The sequence below is a fragment of the Micromonospora sp. NPDC047187 genome (assembly GCF_040643355.1).
Taxonomy (GTDB): Bacteria; Actinomycetota; Actinomycetes; order Mycobacteriales; family Micromonosporaceae; genus Micromonospora; species Micromonospora salmantinae.
In genome coordinates, this window is sequence record NZ_JBEYUF010000012.1 from 110,914 (window position 1) to 128,942 (window position 18,029).

13 protein-coding genes are annotated in these 18,029 nt (G+C 69.4%); 7 read left to right on the forward strand and 6 right to left on the reverse strand.

Features of this window, described 5'->3' with window-relative positions:
* The first annotated feature begins 263 nt into the window (after positions 1-263).
* From ABZ794_RS20240 to ABZ794_RS20250, 3 genes are all read left to right on the forward strand, one after another.
* Positions 264-1,118: a helix-turn-helix transcriptional regulator gene (locus ABZ794_RS20240; protein WP_357516925.1), complete on the forward strand. Its 855-nt coding sequence runs from the start codon at positions 264-266 to the stop codon at positions 1,116-1,118.
* Positions 1,115-1,300, forward strand: a complete 186-nt coding sequence (locus ABZ794_RS20245) for a DUF397 domain-containing protein (protein WP_357516927.1) — start codon at positions 1,115-1,117, stop codon at positions 1,298-1,300. Before ABZ794_RS20240 ends, ABZ794_RS20245 begins: the two co-directional genes overlap by 4 nt.
* A 119-nt stretch (positions 1,301-1,419) precedes the next feature.
* Positions 1,420-2,970 carry a gluconokinase gene (locus tag ABZ794_RS20250; protein WP_357516929.1) on the forward strand — a complete coding sequence of 517 codons (1,551 nt, stop codon included), beginning with the start codon at positions 1,420-1,422 and terminating at the stop codon, positions 2,968-2,970.
* On the opposite strand, the gene ABZ794_RS20255 is transcribed toward ABZ794_RS20250, so the two are convergent.
* From ABZ794_RS20255 to ABZ794_RS20270, 4 genes are read right to left on the reverse strand one after another with little or no spacing between them, the layout of a single operon-like run.
* A complete protein-coding gene (locus ABZ794_RS20255; RefSeq protein WP_210781199.1) occupies positions 2,948-3,838 on the reverse strand; it encodes an ABC transporter permease in 891 nt (296 codons plus the stop codon). The genes ABZ794_RS20250 and ABZ794_RS20255 overlap by 23 nt on opposite strands.
* Positions 3,838-4,731: an ABC transporter permease gene (locus ABZ794_RS20260; protein WP_357516931.1), complete on the reverse strand. Its 894-nt coding sequence runs from the start codon at positions 4,729-4,731 to the stop codon at positions 3,838-3,840. The genes ABZ794_RS20255 and ABZ794_RS20260 overlap by 1 nt, the downstream gene beginning before the upstream one ends.
* Complete coding sequence (locus tag ABZ794_RS20265) at positions 4,728-5,840, reverse strand: ABC transporter ATP-binding protein (protein ID WP_357516933.1); 1,113 nt, start codon at positions 5,838-5,840, stop codon at positions 4,728-4,730. The genes ABZ794_RS20260 and ABZ794_RS20265 overlap by 4 nt, the downstream gene beginning before the upstream one ends.
* The gene (locus ABZ794_RS20270) at positions 5,837-7,057 is read right to left on the reverse strand and encodes an extracellular solute-binding protein (protein WP_210781201.1); all 1,221 of its coding nucleotides are present in this window, start codon (positions 7,055-7,057) and stop codon (positions 5,837-5,839) included. The genes ABZ794_RS20265 and ABZ794_RS20270 overlap by 4 nt, the downstream gene beginning before the upstream one ends.
* A gap of 185 nt (positions 7,058-7,242) precedes the next feature.
* Between ABZ794_RS20270 and ABZ794_RS20275 the strand changes: the two genes are divergently transcribed.
* Both ABZ794_RS20275 and ABZ794_RS20280 read left to right on the forward strand, forming a co-directional pair.
* A complete protein-coding gene (locus tag ABZ794_RS20275) occupies positions 7,243-8,325 on the forward strand; it encodes a LacI family DNA-binding transcriptional regulator (protein WP_357516936.1) in 1,083 nt (360 codons plus the stop codon).
* Positions 8,326-8,473: 148 nt separating this feature from the next.
* On the forward strand, positions 8,474-11,935 hold the full coding sequence (locus ABZ794_RS20280; RefSeq protein WP_357516938.1) for an alpha-glucuronidase family glycosyl hydrolase: 3,462 nt from the start codon (positions 8,474-8,476) through the stop codon (positions 11,933-11,935).
* A gap of 237 nt (positions 11,936-12,172) precedes the next feature.
* On the opposite strand, the gene ABZ794_RS20285 is transcribed toward ABZ794_RS20280, so the two are convergent.
* On the reverse strand, positions 12,173-15,172 hold the full coding sequence (locus tag ABZ794_RS20285) for a glycoside hydrolase family 95 protein (RefSeq protein WP_210781205.1): 3,000 nt from the start codon (positions 15,170-15,172) through the stop codon (positions 12,173-12,175).
* Positions 15,173-15,601: 429 nt separating this feature from the next.
* Here ABZ794_RS20285 and ABZ794_RS20290 point away from each other — a divergent pair, with 429 nt between their 5' ends.
* Positions 15,602-16,609, forward strand: coding sequence for a hypothetical protein (locus ABZ794_RS20290; RefSeq protein WP_357516940.1), 1,008 nt, complete (start codon positions 15,602-15,604; stop codon positions 16,607-16,609).
* A 15-nt stretch (positions 16,610-16,624) separates the two neighbouring features.
* On the opposite strand, the gene ABZ794_RS20295 is transcribed toward ABZ794_RS20290, so the two are convergent.
* Positions 16,625-17,428, reverse strand: coding sequence for a helix-turn-helix transcriptional regulator (locus ABZ794_RS20295; protein ID WP_210781206.1), 804 nt, complete (start codon positions 17,426-17,428; stop codon positions 16,625-16,627).
* 179 nt (positions 17,429-17,607) lie between these two features.
* On the opposite strand from ABZ794_RS20295, the gene ABZ794_RS20300 reads away from it, so the two are divergent.
* Positions 17,608-17,952 (forward strand): DUF1330 domain-containing protein, encoded by a 345-nt coding sequence (locus tag ABZ794_RS20300; RefSeq protein ID WP_357516942.1) that lies wholly within the window; start codon positions 17,608-17,610, stop codon positions 17,950-17,952.
* Positions 17,953-18,029 lie beyond the last annotated feature (77 nt).

Consider the following 18,029-nt stretch of genomic DNA (forward strand, 5'->3'; position numbering starts at 1 on the left):
TGCCAGGTACTCGCCGTAAGGCACGTGCCGGCCCATCTGCCCTCCCTCGTAGGAGCTTGCGGCAGCGCGGCTACCCAGCGTCACCCGACCACCACGCCCAGCGCAATGGTTTACCGGTCAACGTGGATATGCAATATTACATTTTGGATGAAACGTAAGAGTAGATTTCATCTTGATAGATTTCGTTGCTAGGCGTGAGCGACAGGAGTTACATATCGAGTGCAAGCTGCGCCCGGTATGTAGTCACGGAAAGGGGAGCGGCAGTGACGACAGAGACCGGCTCTACGGTCCCGAGGCGACAGCTAGGGCGGTACCTGCGGCAGCTTCGCGAGGAAGCCCGCGTGACGGTCAAGGCAGCAGCCGACGCGCTGGAGTGGTCGACACCGAAGATCTGGCGCATCGAGACCGGCGCTACTTCGATGAGATCGCTCGACGTAGAAGCGATGTGCAGAATCTACAGAGCGTCACCAGAACTGACCGAGGCTTTGATGGGCCTCGCGAAGGAGACGAAGGGTCGAGGCTGGTGGCACTCCTACGGCGACGCCATCCCCGAGTGGTTCGAGCTGTACGTGGGACTGGAAGCCGCAGCAGCTCGACTCCGGACGTACGAAGCGCAGCTTGTTCCCGGCCTGCTGCAGACCGAGACCTACGCTACCCGCGTCTTGCAGGTAGCCCGTCCAGACATCACCCGGGCGGAGATCGAGCGACGGCTAGCCGTGCGTCTCGGTCGTCAGGCGCTGCTGACGCGCTTAGCCCCACCCGCGCCGCAGTTCGACGTCTTGCTTGAGGAGGCTGTCTTGCGGCGAGGAGTGGACGCAGAGCAACTCCAACACCTGATCAGGGTCAGCAGGCAGCCGAACGTCTCGCTGCGAGTAATTCCGTTAGCAGGGGGTCTGCACCGGGGCAACATGACCGGCGGTACGTTCACGATCCTCGAATTCGAGGGGGGAGCCGAGCCGTCGATCGTCTACTCCGACAGCCTCACGGGTGCGCTCTACCTCGATAAGCCCGTCGAGGTCGCAACGTACGGGGAGGCGTGGGACATCATGGAGAACCCTGCGCTGACCGAAGCGCAGTCTCGCAAGCTCATCGCATCGATCGCAGAGGAACTAACATGACCACGCTCAACTGGAAGACGAGCACCCGCAGCAACGAGGGGAACTGCGTCGAGGTTGCCACGCCAACCCCGTTAGTCATGGTCCGGGACTCCAAGGACCGGCAGGGACCGGTGCTCTCGTTCGGCGCAGGTCAGTGGGCCGGCTTCGTCCAAGGCATCAAGGGCGGCAAGTTCAACGTCTGACATCGGTGCCGGGTGGGGTGAAGCGCTTCGGCTCCAGCGTGCCGGTTCTCGTGCCACACGACACGACAACTGCGCGCAACCGCTTGCCCACCCGCCGAATACCGCTCGACGATGTGCTCATGGGGCTGGAGCGTCGTGTCATCCTCGGGGTCGACGTGGGCACCACCGCCGTGCGGGCTGGGGCGTTCGCGCTGGACGGCTCCGCCCGACACGTCCGGACGCGGGCGTACCCCCTGCTCCAACCGCTGCCCGGCTGGCAGGTACAGGACCCCGACGTGCTGGTAGCGGCCACCCTGGCGGCGGTGTCCGCGTGTGTCGCCGACACCGCCGGGGCGGAGGTCGTCGCCCTCGCGGTCAGCTCCCCCAGGTACGGCGTGATCGGGCTGGACGCGACACTCAGCCCGGTGACGCCGCTGCTGACCGGGCGTGACACGCGGTCCGCGGAGGTGGCCCGCGACCTGCGGGTCTCCGGCCAGAGCCGGGAGCTGCACCGGGTTACCGGCACGCCCGTGCACCCGGGAAGCCCGCTCTGCAAACTCCTATGGTTCGCCCGCCACGAGCCGTACCTCTGCACCGTGACACGGTGGTGGATCGGCCTGAAGGACTACCTGGTCCATCGGCTGACCGGGACGTTGGTGACCGAGCTGTCGTCGGCGTCCGGCACCGGCATGTTCGACGTCCATCGGCGGGTGTGGAGCGCGGGCGTACTCGACCTCGTCGGGGTGTCCGGCAGTCAACTGCCCCCGGTCCTGCCCACGACGGCCGTGCTGCGGCTCTCCTCGGCGGCCGGGCAGGCGGTCGGCCTGCCGTCCGGCACACCTGTCGTCGTGGGCGCTGGTGAGGGTCCGTCGAGCAGCCTGGGCATGGCGGCGATCGACAGCACCGTCGCCGGTCTGACGCTCGCGGCCACCGGGGCCCTGCGGACGGTCGTCGCGGCTCCGCTCGTCGACCCGGCGGAGACCTTCTCCTGCGCTGCGCTCACCGAGGACGCGTGGGTGGTCGGCGAGACGGTCAACAACGGCGGCAACGTCGTACGGTGGGCCGGTAGCGCCCTCGAACCCGGCCTTCGCCCGGCGTCCGACGACCAGCTCGCCACGCCCGAACTCCTGGCCCTCGCCGAACGGATCGCCCCGGGAAGCGACGGACTGGTGATGCTGCCCTATCTGCTGGCCGACCGGGCCCCGGAAGGGGAATCTGGCCCGCCGGGCGCGTACCTGGGGTTGCGCAGCGAGCACTCTCGCGGTCACCTGGTACGGGCCGCCGTGGAGGGTGTCTGCCTCCAGCTCGGCGGCGTCCGTGACCGCCTGGCCGAGCTGACACCGGTCAGCAGCGTCCGCCTGGCCGGCGGCGCGTTCCGATCTCCGCTCTGGCGCGCGGTGATGGCTGCGGTCCTGGACTGCCCGGTGCGGGCGTCGGGTGCGGCCGACGACGTCGCCCTCGGCGCGGCCGCGCTCGGGATCTTCGCGATCGGCCTGGCCCCCGATCTCCCCGGGGCCGTCGCCCAGCTCGATCCCGAGGGTGCCCGCACCAAGCCGATCGCGGTGGACCCGGCTCTCGCCGCGGCGTATCGCGGTCTGCGGGCGAGGCTGCCCGCGCTCCTCACCGTCGCGAGTCGCCTGGGCGAGATCCTCGACGCCGGCGCCGACCTCAGTGCTCCGGCTCGTCCTTGACCCGCGCCACCAGTTGGGTCGGGTTGACGTAGCGCAGCGCGACGATGAGGAGGACCAGCATCATCGAGGTGTAGATGACCGCCATGGCGTCGACCGACTGCTGGGCCCTGATCCCGGACGCGGACATCGAGTAGTAGAGCGCCACCACCAGGGTCTGCGAGTCCGGACCCGCGGTCAGGAAGGTGAGCTCGAACATGCCCACGGTGCGGACCAGCACGAGGATCGCGGAGGCGAGGATGCCCGGCACGAGCAGCGGCGTGAGGATCCGGAGGAACACCGTCCGCAGGCCCGCGCCGCACATGCGCGCGGCGCTCTCGATCCTCGGGTCGATCTGCTCGATGAACGGGGTCATGGTCAGGATGACGAAGGGCACCGACGGCACGAGGTTGGCGAGCACTACCCCGGACATGTGCCCGGCCAGGCCGAACTTGTAGAGGACTGTCGCCAGCGGGATGCCGTACGTGATCGGGGGCATCAGGATGGGCAGCAGGAACACCAGGAAGATCAGCCGTTTGCCCGGGAACGAGCGCCGCGCGAGGGCGTAGGCGGCCGGCACGCCGATCACCAGCGAGAGGCCCACGACGAGTACGGAAACCTCCAGCGTCACGACGATGACCTGGAGGAGCGCGAACTCGTCCCAGGCTCGGGCGTACCAGCTGGTGGTGTAGCCGTCCGGGAGCCAGGTGTCGAACCAGCGCTGGCCGAACGAACTGACCAGCACGGACGCCACGACGCCCAGCAGGTTGAGGAAGAAGAAGATGACGACGCCCCAGACGATCCAGGCGGCCGGGCGCGCGACGATGCGCCGCCGCCGGTCGGTGCTGGTGGCGGGGGGCCGCGCTGGTGGGGCCTGGGTGGTCGTTGCCATCAGCCCTTGCCTCCGGTGGAGCCGGTGTAGAAGCGGCTGCGAGCGGCCAGCACCACAGCGATGATGACCAGCTCGACGAAGCCCATGATCATGGCGATCGCCGACGCGTACGGGTAGTCGTACTGCTCGTAGGCCGCCTGGTAGGCGGCGAGGGAGATGACCCGGGTCTCCCCGGCCGGGTTGCCGACCAGAACGGCAGACGGGAACACGCTGAACGCCAGGACGAACGTCAGGCAGAAGGTCGTGGCGAGGCCGGGCATCAGCAGCGGCAGGGTGATCCGGGTGAACCGGCGACGCCAGTCCGCGCCCAGCGTCGCGGCCGCGCGTTCCAGGGTCGGGTCGATGCCGGACAGGTACGACAGCACCAGCAGGAACGCGAACGGAAAGCCGGTGATCACCAGCGAGAAGAACACGCCCCAGTAGTTGTGGGTCAGCCGCACCGGCTCGTCGACGAGGTTGCTGGCCAACAGGATCCGGTTGAACCAGCCGGTCGGGCCGAGGAAGTTCAGCAACCCCTGTGCGGTGAGGACCGTGCCGAGCGTGATCGGCACTACCAGCAGCGTGGTGACCAGCCGCTTGCCCCGGAACCGGCCACGCATGCGGTAGGCGATCGGCACCGCGGCGAGGACGTTCAGGAGCGCGGCGGGCAATGCGATCCGCAGCGTGATCCAGATCGTGCCCCGCTCGTAGGAGTCGGAGAAGAACCGGGCGTAGTCGCTGAACGGCCCGCCGTTGGTCGGTTGGAACGAGAGCGTCAGCCCGTAGAAGAACGGGTAGAGGAACAGGGCGACGACGAAGATCAGGGCCGGGACCAGTAACCAGAGCTGACGGTCGATGCCCCGCTCGGCGAGACGGTGCTGCCAGTGCGCCAGCGGCCTCCCGGGCCCGCTCACCGGGTCGTCCCCGCAGCCTCCGGGAGGCGGTCGGTCTCCCGCGCCGCGTCGGCGGGATAGACGAGCAGCCGCTGCGGGTCGACGGCGAGCTTGACCTGGTCGCCCGGCGCGATCCGCTGCTCGGTCCGTAGGTGCAGCAGCAGCCCGGTGTCGGTGCGTGCCTCGGCCGCCAACTCGCGACCCTGGTACTCCACCACCTCGACCGTCGCCGACATGGCGTTGCGGGTCTCGCCGGGCTGGTCGACGCGGATGTCCTCGGGGCGTACCGCGATTACGACGTCCGCCCCCGGCTGGAGGCCCCCCACCACCTCGCCGAGCAGGCGATGGCCGGACGACTCGACGGTGGCCCGGTCGCCGTCGGACTGCTGAACCCGCCCGCGCCACAGGTTGCGGTAGCCCATGAAGTCCGCGACGTGCCAGTTCGCCGGTCGGGTGTGCAGCTCACGGGGGGAGCCGATCTGCTGCACCCGGCCCTCGCGCAGCACCACCAGCCGGTCGGCCAGGGAGAGCGCCTCCTCCTGGTCGTGGGTCACGTAGACGGTGGTGAGCCCCAGCGACTGGTGCAGCCGGCGGATCTCGGTCCGCATCTCCAGGCGCAGCTTGGCGTCCAGATTGCTCAACGGCTCGTCCATCAGCACCAGCGACGGCTCGAACACCACGGCGCGGGCGATGGCGACGCGTTGCTGCTGACCACCCGAGAGCTGACCGGGCAACTTGTCGACGTGGTCCTCCAGCCGCACCAGCCGCACCGCCTCCTCCGTACGGCGGCGCGTCTCCTCCTTGGGCAGCCGCCGCATCCGCAGCCCGAAGGCGATGTTCGCCCGGACCGTCAGGTGCGGAAAGAGGGCGTAGCTCTGGAACACCATCCCGAAGCCGCGCCGCTCCGGTGGGAGCGTGTCGATACGGCGCTCGTCCTGCCAGATGCTCCCCTCCGTCAACGGCAGCAGCCCGGCCAGGCAGTTCAACGCCGTCGACTTGCCGCAGCCGGACGGGCCGAGCAGGGCGATGAACTCCCCCGCCTCGATCGTCAGATCCAGCTCGGTGAGTGCGGCCTGGCCGCCGAACCGGCGGGACACCCCGTCCAGCCGCAGCTGGGTGAAGGCGCTCATCCCTGCTTGACCTTGCCGCCGCCGATCTCGCGGTCCCAGCGGCTGAACGCCGCCACCAGGCTCTTCGCGTCGAGCGGGACCTCGGTCGGGTTTCCGGCGATCAGCGCGTCGTACTCGGGACGACCGAACTCCCGGATCGCGTCCTGGCTCTTCTGCGGCGCCGACGAGAGCTGGACCTCCTTGATCGCCGGGCCCGGGTAGAAGTAGCCCTCGTCGTACGCCTTCGCCTGCTGTTCAGGGGTGAGCATGAACGCCAGCAGGGCCAGCACGGCGGCCTGGGTGTCGGTCGACACGCCCTTGGGCAGGACGGCGTAGTGCGCGTCGGTGACCCAGTGGAAGCCGTCGATCGGGGTGATCCTGGCCTCCTTGGGCACCGTGCCGAGCACCCGCGGGTTGATGTCCCAACCGGTTGTGCTGACGATCAGGTGCGCGGTGCCGTTGGCGAGGTTCTTCATCGTCTCGGTGGTGCCGGACGGGTAGTAGTCGACGTACTGGCCCAGCTCCTTGAGGAAGGCCCACGTCTTGTCCCAGCCCGCTGCGGGGTCCTTGGGGTTCGAGTCGCCAAGGATGTAGGGCAGACCCATCAGGAACGTCCGCCCCGGGCCGGAGTTGGCCGGCCGGGCGTACTGGAATTTGCGGGGGTTGGCTCTGGCCCAGGCGAGCAGCGCGTCCGCGCTGGTGGGTGGCGTCGCCAGTCGGGACGGCAGATATTCGAGCAGCGGACCTGACGGGTAGTAGGTGACGGTGACGCCCGCGTTGCCGGCGAGCTTCTGCATCGCGGCGGCCGGCTCCAGGTAGTTGCTCATGCCGCCGAGACGGTCCTGGAAGGTCGGCAACACGTCGATCCAGAGCCCCTGCTCGATCCCGGCGGCCAGGCCGTCGACGCCGGTCAGCACGAGGCCGATGTCCACCCGGTCCGCCCCCTGCTGGGCCTTGATCTTTCCGGCCAGCTCGGGCGCCGGAGCCTTCGAGTAGGTCACCCGGGAGATCACGTCGGGGTTCTTCGAGACGAACTCGTCGATCATCCCCTGGGTCAGCTGGAGGTTGCCCGCCACGTCGAGGACGTTGAGCGTGACGGCCTTACCGGGCCGCTGTGGCACCTCACCGGTGCTGTCGCCAGTGCTGTCGCCGGGGGCCTCGGGTGCCCCGCACCCGACAGTGCCCACCAGGAGCGACGATGCAGTGACCAGGAGAGCGCCGCGCCGCGAGATACCCATGAGCCGTTCCCTCCGCCAGGTGTCATCAGTGCTGATTGAGGCAGCCGGCGCGCCGGGGCGGCAACGGGTTGCCATGTATTGCCTCGCGCGAATGTGATCGGAGCGCCGGATTGTTGCGGGGGCATTGCCGAGTATTCACGGCCGCCATACCATGATCACGGCGCGTAGCCGGGAGGAGCATGCAGATGCCCGACCACACCAGGCCGCCGGGAAAGCGAGTCACGATCTACGACGTCGCCCTCGAGGCGGACGTCTCGCCGTCCACTGTGTCCCGCGCCTTCTCCCGACCGAGTCGCGTCAACTCCGAGACCGCCGAACGGATCCGGCGGGTCGCCGAGCGGTTGGGCTACCGGACCAACCCCCTCGCTCGCGCCCTCACCACGTCCCGCACGCAGATGATCGCGCTGGTCATCGCCGACATCACCAACCCGGTGTACGCCGAGATCGTGCGCGGCGCGCAGGAGGTGGCGGCCGACGGCGAATACACCACCGTGCTGATCGACGCCCAGGAGTCCGACCGCCTGGAACGGGCGGCGGTCGAACGCACCATGTCGACAGTCGACGGCATCGTGCTGGCCAGCAGCCGGATGTCCGACTCGGCCATCCGGATGGTCGCCAAGCAGCGGCCGGTGGTGGTTCTCAACCGCGCTCTCGCCGACGTGCCGTGCGTCGTCACGGACGACCCTCGCGGCGTGCGGCGGGCCGCCGAGCACCTCGGTGAGCTGGGGCACGACCACATCACCTACGTCGCGGGGCCGCAGGCGTCCTGGCCCAATGGTGTGCGCTGGCGCTCGCTGCTCGAGGCGGGGATGGAGCTGGAGATCAAGGTTCGCCAGATCGGGCCGTTCAGCCCCACCCTGGCCGGCGGTGAGCGGGCCGCGCAGGAGCTGTGCGCGCGTCCCGCGACGGCGGTCCTGGCCTTCAACGACCAGATGGCCATCGGGATCATCCGCGGCCTCAGCCGGATGGGCGTCAACGTTCCGGGCGACGTCAGCGTCGTCGGCTTCGACAACATCCTCGCCGCCGACATCGTCACCCCCGGGCTCACCACCGTCGCGGCACCGCTCTACGCGGAGGGCTCGGCCGCTACCCGGCACCTGCTCACGATGATCGAGGGGGCACCCGGGCACACCGGCCGGCCGATGGTCCTGCCGGTACGCCTCGTGGTCCGCGACTCGACGGCCGTACGCAACCCGAGCCCCGGTCGGACCCGACCAGCCTGGGTACGACAGCGACCCGTTCCCGGCCCGGCGGCCCAGCTGCCGTGAGGGCCGCGCGGCCCCGCGACAAGAAACGACAACTCGTTGCCGAGGCGGAGCCACGCCGGGAAGGATCGACGCGCATCCATCCAGCAACGTCGTTGCGCTCGCGGGACGGGCCGAACGGCGTCCCCAGCGAACGAACGAGGAGATGGCGATGAACCGAGCTTCGGTACCCCGGCTACGGCGAACCCTCATCGTGCTGGGCACGGCACTGGCCACCGTCGCTGCCACCCTCACGGTCGCCACCACCACGCCGGTCGCCGCGGCCCCGTCGCCGGACGACTACAACGGCTCCGACCTGTGGCTGCGGTACGTGCCGGTCGACGACGCGAAGCTGCTGCGTGACTACCGCCGCGCGGCCACGGCGATCGTGGTCGAGAACGCCGACGCCACGAAGGTCCACCGGCACACGACGGACCTCGCCATGGCCCCCGACTCGCGCGAGAAGCTCGTCGAGACCACGCTGGGCGCCGCCCGGGACGAACTGGTCCGCGGTCTGGGCGGGCTGCTCGGTCGACCGACGCCCGTGGCGACTGTCGACGGCGGCACGGTCCCCGACGGCGCGGTCGTGGTGGGCACGCCGACGAGTTCCCCGCTGGTGGCCCGCACCATCGCGACCCGCGACCTGGCAACTGTGGGCGACGAGGGCTACCTCGTCCGGTCGGTGTCGAAGGGCAGGGCACGCTTCACCGTCATCGCCGGCAACAGCGACCTCGGCGCGCTGTACGGCACCTTCGCCTTCCTCCGGCTGCTGCAGACCCAGAAACCCATCGACCACCTCCGCGTCGCGGAGTCACCGAAGATCAAGCATCGGCTGCTGAACAACTGGGAGACCGAGCGTCTCTACGCGGGCAACAACGCCTCCGGGCTGGGCGGGCTGAACGGGGAGAGCGGGGCGATCTTCAACTTCGCCGCCACCGGCGCCAGCGCCGGCCGGAACCTGCCCGTCATTCTCGACCGCTACCTCGTCATGGCCCGCGCGTTGGCGTCCCTGGGCATCAACGGCATCACCATCAACAACGTCAACGCCGACAACGCGTACCTGACGAGCACCCGCATCGCGCAGGAGGCTGCCCTCGCCGACGCGCTGCGTCCGTACGGGATCAGGCTGGGCCTGTCGATCCGCTACACCGCGCCCACCGACAGCCGGTTCGCCCCCGACACGCTGACCAACAGCCAGCTCGATCCGTACGGCGCGGATTTCCGGGGCTGGTGGCACCGCCGGGCCCAGCAGATCCAGGCCGCGATCCCGGACTTCATGGGCCTCACCGTCAAGGCCAACTCCGAGGGCCAGCCGGGGCCACAGGACTTCGGGTACGACCACGGTGACGGCGCCAACGCCATCGCCGCCGCGGTGGCACCGCTCGGGATGACGGTGCACTGGCGGACGTTCGTCTACAACGCCGAGGTCGACAACGACCGGCTCAAGCGGGCCTACCTGGAGTTCGGGCCGATCGACGACGAGGTGCAGCCGGACGGCAGCCGGGGGCGCTTCGCCGACAACGTGTTCCTCCAGACCAAGAACGGGCCACTGGACTTCCAGGCCCGGGAGCCCATCCACCCGATGTTCGGCCGGATGGAGAACACCAACCAGGCCCTGGAACTCCAGATCACGCAGGAGTACACCGGCCAGAACTGGATGCTGGCCTACCTCGGCCCGATGTACGAGGAGATCCTCAAGACCGACACGTACGCGACCGACGCGAACGGAAAACCGCTCAAGAAGCGCCTGGTCGGCAACATCGTCGACGGGAGCGCTCAGCACCACCCGGACACCGCCATCGTGGGTGTCGCCAACCTCGGCAACGCGGACAACCTGACCGGGCACCACTTCGCCCAGGCGAACCTCTTCGCATTCGGACGTCAGGCGTGGGACTGGACGCTCGACTCGGCGGACATCGCGACCGACTGGACGCGGATGACCTGGAGCAACGACCGGCGTGTCGTCGACACCATCCACAGGATGATGATGGGCTCCTGGGAGTCACTGGTCAGCTACCAGACGCCGCTGGGCATCGGCCACCAGTTCGCCGAGGGCGCCCACTACCGCCCCGACCCCGCCGACTGGGCGGGCCGCGACGACTGGAGCCCGATCTACTACAACAAGGCCGACAGCGTCGGTCTGGGCTTCGACCGCTCCCCCACCGGCAGCAACCTGGCCGCCCAGTACTTCCCCCGGTTGCAGCAGCGCTACGGGAACATCAACTCGGTTCCGGAGAACCTGCTGATGTGGTTCCACCACGTGCCGTGGGGCCATCGGATGGACAACGGCCGGACGTTCTGGGACGAGTTGGTCTACCGCTACCAGATGGGCGTGCAGTACGTGACCTGGATGCGGGAGACCTGGGACGCGCTGCAACCCGACATCGATGCACGCCGGTTCGCGGAGGTACGCGCCAAGCTGGCGGTGCACGAGGCGGACGCCGCCGACTGGCGGGACACCTCGGTGAACTACTGGAAGGAGTTCAGCGGGCGGGACGTCCCGGTCGACGACGCCCCGCTGTCGGCGACGATCGTGGTGAACGGGAAGAGGTTCGGCGGCTTCAACCTGTCGGACACCGCGTACACGATCCCGCTGCCGGCCGGGGCGTCGCCGACCATCACGAAGGTGCGGACGGCCGACCGGAAGGCCCGCTACGAGATCGTCTCCCAGGCGGCCGGCGTACCCGGTCAGGCGGTCGTCAAGGTCACGACGGAGAGCTTCTTCGGGCCCCTGGTGAAGAACTACGTCTTCAACCTGGTGCCCGACACGACGCTGACGGCAGTGCGCGTCGACGGTAAGCGTCTGGAGTCCTTCGCGCCGACGGTGCTGCGCTACAACGCCCTCACGCCGGTCGGCACCACGACAGTGCCGACGGTCACCGCCAGCGCCGCCGATCCCGCCGCCACTGTCGCGGTCGAGCAGGCGACCAGCCCCACCGGGCAGGCTCGGGTCACCGTCACCAACGGTGGAGCCTCGTCGGTCTACACGGTGGACCTGAACACCACCATCACCGGCAGCGACGAGTTCGACTCGGCCCAACTCGGCCCGCAGTGGCAGTGGGTCCGGCCGGACGAGAGCAGCCGGCGTCTGGCCGACGGGTCCCTGGTCATCACCGCGCAGCAGGGCGACCTCCAGGGCAACGCCAACACCGCGAGGAACCTGGCCCTGCAGGACGTCGACGGCGACTGGACGGCCGAGTCCCGGGTCGTCTTCTCCCGCCCACTGGCCACCAACAACGAGCAGGGCGGTGTGCTCGGGTACGCGGACGACAACAACTACGTGAAGCTCGCCTGGGAGATGGGCAACGCCACCGCAGCGGTCAACAAGACCCGGATCGTCTTCCTGCGCGAGCAGAACGGCACGGCGTCCACCCTGGAGATCACCGGAGCCGACGCCCAGCGCATCGTCGGGGCCGACGGCGCCATCTGGCTGCGACTGACCAAGATCGGAAACAGCTACCGCGCCTACTACTCCACCGACGGAAGCGTCTACCGCTACATCGGCTCCCAGACGCTGAACGCCGAGGCGACGAAGGCCGGGCTGCTGGCCTTCAACCGGGCCGGCACCTCCACCGACCTCGACGTCGCCTTCGACTACTTCCGGATCGAGAGCCGCGGCGAGCGCATCCGCTGAACCGGTATGTCGATGTGCTGCTGAGCGGTATACCTCAGAGTCATATTCATACCTCTGAGGTATACCGCTCAACACCGCATCCGCCCCGACCGAGGCGACCGACGGTCACCGCCGACCGCCGGCTGCGCCCACAACCCCAGCCAGGTCAGGACCACCGCAGCACCGCAAGCCGCGACCGGGCCCGTCCCCGGTTGGGGACGGGCCCGGTCGTGCTCCCCCGAGCAGGATTCGTTGCCGTCAGCCCCCGATCGCGATGGCGAAGATGTGCATGGTCGGCACGTTCGTGGCCGGCCGGGCGCTGATGTTGGGCAACACGACCGAGGCCACCGCCTTGCTCTGCAAGGCGACACCCACGTAGTAGATGCAGGCGGCGGTGGCCTGGCGGCCGTTGTTGGGCCGGTTCTGGTACGCGGACACGATGGCCGCGGTGCCCCCGGAATGCGGCCCGCCGTACCAGTCGGGCGTGCTCAACGTGAACGTCTGGCGGGTGCCGTCGGCGTAGACCACAGTGCCGGTCCCCGACACCGCGCCATAGGTGCCGGTCAGCAGGAAGCCGAGCGTGCTGCCGGTGCCGGTCACGCCGATGGTCTGGCCCGAGGCGATGGCGTTGTCGGCGGCCCCGGAGCTGACGTTGGGCCAGCGGAAGTTGACCCCGTTGCGGCTCACCGTGCCGCCCGGGCTGGCACCGGCCTGCGCCAGGGCCTGCGCGGAGAGCGTGGCCCCGCCGCCGTCGAAGTTCCCGACGTTGGTGTTGCTGTCGCTGGTGATGCCGACGTTGCTGAAGCTCTGCTCCAGCGTCGGCGTGGTGGCACCGGAACTGGTGACCCGGTAGGTGCGTCCGGCCTGCACGGTGACCTCGATCAGGTCGGACTCGATCCGGGTGGTCCGGGCCGCCGTACCGTCTGCGGTGTCGACCACCGTGACGGTGCCGGTCAGGATCCGGGAGCGCAGGCGGACGGTGCCGGCCCGGTCCGGTCGGATGAGGATCTCGGTGGCCAGACCGCTCGCCCAGGTGATGCCGACCGTGTGCCCACCCCGACCGCGCAGGCCGGTCACCCGCCCGCTCGGCCAGGCCGGCGGCAGCGCGGGCAGCACGTGCAGCTCGCCGGTGTGGCTCTGCAACAGCATTTCGGCGATGCCGGCGGTGGCGCCGAAGTTGCCGTCGATCTGGAACGGCGGGTGCAGGTCGAACATGTTCGGCGCGAGCCGCGCGGTGGTGGCGAGGTAGCGGATCAGGTCGTGGGCCCGCTTGCCCTCCTCCATCCGAGCCCAGAAGTTGATTTTCCAGGCCAGCGACCAGCCCGTGCCGTCGTCGCCACGCAGCGCCAGGGTCCGCCGGGCCGCCTCGAACAGCTGCGGAGTGCCGCGCTTGGTGATCTGGTTGCTGGGAGCCAGCCCGTAGAGGTGCGAGATGTGCCGGTGGTTGGGTTCGGTCTCCACCCAGTCGTAGAGCCACTCCATGATGTTGCCGCGCGAGCCGATCTTCATGGGCGGGAGCCGGTCCCGGGTGGCGCGAACCTGCGCCCGGAAGGTGCTGTCCACGTTGAGGATCTCGCTGGCCCGGGCGCAGGCGTCGAACAGGTCCCGCAGGATCTGGTTGTCCATTGTCGGACCGGCGCACACGCTGGCGTTCGCGTGGTGGCTCAGCTCCGGCGAGTTCGACGGGTTGGTCACCAGGTAGCCGAGGGTCGGCTCGGTCACCAGGGTGTTGAGGAAGAACTGCGCCGCGCCCTTCATGGCCGGGTAGTTCGTCCGCAGGAACTCGATGTCACCGTTGAACAGGTAGTGGTCCCAGATCAACGTGGACAGCCAGGCGCCGCCGGTCTGCCACATGCCCCAGAACGCGCCGTCCACCACAGCGGTGGCCCGCCACGCGTCGGTGTTGTGGTGGGTGACCCAGCCACCGGCGGCGCCGTACTGCACCTGGGCGGTCCGCGCTCCGGCGACGGCGAGATCCCTGACCATGTCGAAGACCGGGTTGTGGCACTCGGCCAGGTTCGTGGTGTTGGCCGGCCAGTAGTTCATCGGCAGGTTGGCGTTGATCGTGTACTTCGAGTCCCACGCCGGGGCCAGCGAGTCGTTCCAGATGCCCTGGAGGTTGGCCGGCTGGGTGCCGGGCCGCGACGACGAGATCAGCAGGTAGCGCCCGTACTGGAACAGCAGCGTGGAGAACTGCGGGTCGTTGACGCTGTTGTGCTGGGCGATGCGGACATCCGTCGTCTGGTCGGCCGCGGACGTGCGGCCCAGATCGAGGGTGACCCGGCCGAACAGCGCCTGGTAGTCGGCCACGTGCCGGCTGCGCAGTTGGTCGTAGCTGCTGGCCCGCGCGGCGGTGAGGCGCTGTCGGGCGATGCCCTGGTAGTCGCCGCCGACGTTGCGGTAGTTGACGTAGCTGGAGCCGATGGAGATCAGTAGGGTCACGCTGTTGGCGTTGGTCACCCGCAGAGTGCCGCCGGAGCTGGACACGCTGCCGCCGCTGACCGTCGCGTTGGCCAGGGCCAGGAAGCGGACCGCGCCAGTGACGCCCTCCATGTTTCCGGAGACACCGTCGAGGCCGATCGTGGTGCCGTCCGGGCTGGACACCGTGGTGCGCTGCGGGCTGTCGAAGGTGGCGGTAAAGCTGATCGAGCCGGTGCGGTCGGCGGTCAGTCGCATCGCGATGACCTGGTCGGGCGCGCTGGCGAACACCTCCCGCTGGTGACGAACGCCGTTCAGCACGTACGACGTCGTCACGGTGGCGGTGGTCAGGTCGAGCGTCCGGTCGTACTGTGACGCTCCGCTGGCGGAACCGAAGGCGAGCCGCAGGTTGCCGACGGTCTGGTAGGCCAACTGGCCGCCGGGGTTGCCCATCATGGTCTGGTTGATCAGATCCTGGGCCTGGGTCCACTGGTTCGCGTTGACCAGCCGCCGGATCTCCGCGAGGGCTCCCGCGCCTCTGGGGTTGCTGGGATCGTGCGGCCCGCCGGCCCAGACGGTGTCCTCGTTGAGCTGAAGTCGCTCGGCGTCGACGTTGCCGAAGACCATGGCGCCGAGCCGGCCGTTGCCGATCGGCAGCGCCCGCAGCCAGTCGGTCCCGGCCCCTTCGTCGTACCAGAGGGCGAGGTCCCCGGCGGCCAACACCTGCGGCGGCGCCACCGAGTCCGCTCGCGCCGCGGCGGTCCAGGGCACCGGCAGGAGAGCACCGCCCGCGCCGGCTGCGCCGACCTTGAGGGCCTGCCGTCGGGTCAGGTCTGACATCGATCCTCCAAACGGTGACCAGTCCGGCCACCCCGAAGCGTGACAACTATGGGACTCGACATGGGGATCCGCTTGGTGGCGCCAACCGGGACCCTGCCTGAGCAGGCCGACGCCGGGCCTTGGCGAGCCAGACATCTGATGTGTTTCGGGAAGGTTACTCCGAGGCCACAGAATAGGCAACGGTCGATCGATGGGTGGACACCCCGCCCATCTGGCCGGTCAGCGAGACGAATGGACGGGTGCGCAGCGGCGGACCGACGCGGCACAGCACACCAATCCGCCAGAATCACGCCGACGACCACCAACCCAGATGGACATACATCAGATGTACGTGAGCAGGTGGGATCGACGCGCCCGGCGCCCGTACGCAATCGGGTTGTTCTCTGCCGGCCCGCGGGTGACCATGGGCGGCATGGCGGGAGCTCGGGGGTGAGATCGCCTCTTCAAGGTGGACTACCGCCCGGCGGCGCGGTGGTGGTCGGGGCCGTCGTGGAGATCGCCTGCGACGAGTCGGGATTCTCGGGTACGAACCTGCTGCACTCGACAGCCCCGGTGATCACGCACGCGAGCGTCGACCTGGCCGGCCACGAGGCGGTCGCGCTCATCACCGCCCTGCGGTCCGGGTTCCGGTTGGCACCGCACGAGCTCAAGTCCGGTCGGTTCCTGCGCGGCTCGGGTGCGCAGGAGGCACTGGAGTGGTTCCTGGCGGCGCTGGCCGGCCGCGCGCACGTCCACCTCATCGACAAGGAGTTCTTCCTCGTCACCCGGATCGTGGACTTCCTGCTGACCGAGCCGTCGTACGCGGCGGGCACCCGCCTGGCTCGCGAGCACCATCCGGCGGCTCTCGCCCTGCACGAGGCCGGACGCTCGGCCGGAGGCGACTGGGGCGTCTTCCTGTCGGCGTTCGTCGATCTGGTCCGGAGGAAACGGCGACTTCCGGTCGACCAGACCGTGCAGCGGTTCTTCCAGGCCCGCGACGCGCTGCGGCGACACGGCCTCGGCACGGTGGCCGACGCCGTCCTCGACGGGCTCCGCCCGAGCCACGTGCGGGCCGTGGTAGCCAGGCTCGACGTCGACGACCGCACGGTCCCTCCCCCACTGGAACCGCTGCTGCCGGCGCTGGCGGAGACGGTCCTGTCCTGGAGCGGCGGCCAGCGGCAGGTGCTGGTGACCCACGACGAGCAGAGCGCCCTGACGGCCGACCGACTGACCCGCCTCCAGCGGGTGTTGGCCGACGACGGCCACCCACCGCCGGCCGGCGTCAACCGGGCCGGGGCCTTGCCGAACGGGGTGTCACCCCTGGCCGGGCTGGTGATGGTCGACTCCCGCGACGATCCGCGCGTGCAGGTAGCGGATCTCCTCGCGGGAGTGGCCCGGCGGATGCCCGGCATCATCGACGACGCGCTCCGTCAGCCGCCGCCCGCGCCCCCGAGGTGACGGGCAGCGGCCGAGTCACGACGCGGCACGGGCCCGGAGGGTTTGCGTGGTGGCCGAGTCAGCGGGAAAGAACGCCTCGACGGCCAACCCGGCGACTGTGACATCCCGCGGCGTACCGAAGAGGGTCGTGGTGCTGACGAAGGACAGCTCCTGGTCACCGTGCCGGTAGCGCAGCGGGACGAGAACACGTGAGAGGGCATCGTCTGGCGGTGTCGTGTCGACGTCGCGGCCGGGATAGCCGCGAAGCTCCTCGTGCAGGTCGTACAGGATCGGGTCGTTGGTCGTCGCCGCCTGCTGGTGCAGCCGTTTCAGCAGGTGGGCGCGCCACTCGGGCAGGTTGACGATGCGCGGTGCCAGACCGTCGGGGTGCAGGCTGAGGCGCAGCACGTTGATCGGTGGGGTGAGCAGGTGGGGCTGTGCGTCCATGGTGAACAGGGCGACGGCAGGGTTGGCGTCGACGAGGTGCCAGTGCTGGTCCACGAGCAGCGCGGGGTACGGGCTGTGACCGTCGAGGATCTGCCGTACGGCGGCCCGTACCGGTGCCAGCTCGGGGTCGCTCAGTTCGTGGCGGGCGTAGGCGGGCGCGTAACCGCCGGCCAGCAACATCGTGTTGCGCTCGGCCAGCGGCATCTCCAGGTGTTCGGCCAGCCGCAGGATGAGGTCGGGGCTCGGCCGGGATCGCCCGGTCTCGACGAAGCTCAGGTGCCGGGCCGACACTCCAGCCTCGATCGACAGGTCGAGCTGGCTCATTCCGCGAGTCCGGCGCCAGTCGCGCAGCAGCTCCCCCACTGGTCGCCCGTGCCGGGTCGAGATCGTCACTCACCGACCCTAATTCCGCACCGACAGCCGGGCCATTACCTGCGAGGTAATCGACAGCCCACCACGACAGCGGACATAGTTCTTCCGGCACGACCGGTCCGGTGCCGCGACGCGGCGGCCCACGCCGCCCGCCACCACCGCGACCGACGTCAGAAGACCAAACGCAAAGGCAGGCAATCATGACCGCGTACGCGCTCGCACACCTCCGGAAGGCACCCGTCCACGCCGAGGTACTGACGTACCTGGAGCGAATCGACGCCACCCTCGCGCCTTTCGCGGGCCGGTTCATCGTCCACGGCGGCACCATCGACGTCCTGGAGGGCGACTGGCCCGGCGACGTGATCGTCATTGAGTTTCCCGACCTGAACCGGGCCCGCTCCTGGTACCAGTCCAGCGCCTATCAGGAGATCAAGCCCCTGCGGACGAGGCACCTCGCCGGCGAGGTGATTCTCGTCGACGGAGTCGAGCCGGGCCACGACTCGTCGCAGATGGCCGCGACCATTCGCCGCGGCACCGATCGGTAGCACCTGACCTTCGCCCCCGCCGGGGCACGAGCGCCGGACCGAAGAACCGGATGGCTCGCCGCCCGCAAGGCACCACG

What these genes read in the sequence shown, in the direction of transcription:
- ABZ794_RS20245 (WP_357516927.1), top strand. Translation starts at nt 1,115, where the DNA reads ATGACCACGCTCAACTGGAAGACGAGCACCCGCAGCAACGAGGGGAAC.
- ABZ794_RS20250 (WP_357516929.1), top strand. Translation starts at nt 1,420, where the DNA reads ATGGGGCTGGAGCGTCGTGTCATCCTCGGGGTCGACGTGGGCACCACC.
- ABZ794_RS20255 (WP_210781199.1), bottom strand. Translation starts at nt 3,838, where the DNA reads ATGGCAACGACCACCCAGGCCCCACCAGCGCGGCCCCCCGCCACCAGC.
- ABZ794_RS20265 (WP_357516933.1), bottom strand. Translation starts at nt 5,840, where the DNA reads ATGAGCGCCTTCACCCAGCTGCGGCTGGACGGGGTGTCCCGCCGGTTC.
- ABZ794_RS20270 (WP_210781201.1), bottom strand. Translation starts at nt 7,057, where the DNA reads ATGGGTATCTCGCGGCGCGGCGCTCTCCTGGTCACTGCATCGTCGCTC.
- ABZ794_RS20275 (WP_357516936.1), top strand. Translation starts at nt 7,243, where the DNA reads ATGCCCGACCACACCAGGCCGCCGGGAAAGCGAGTCACGATCTACGAC.
- ABZ794_RS20280 (WP_357516938.1), top strand. Translation starts at nt 8,474, where the DNA reads ATGAACCGAGCTTCGGTACCCCGGCTACGGCGAACCCTCATCGTGCTG.
- ABZ794_RS20285 (WP_210781205.1), bottom strand. Translation starts at nt 15,172, where the DNA reads ATGTCAGACCTGACCCGACGGCAGGCCCTCAAGGTCGGCGCAGCCGGC.
- ABZ794_RS20300 (WP_357516942.1), top strand. Translation starts at nt 17,608, where the DNA reads ATGACCGCGTACGCGCTCGCACACCTCCGGAAGGCACCCGTCCACGCC.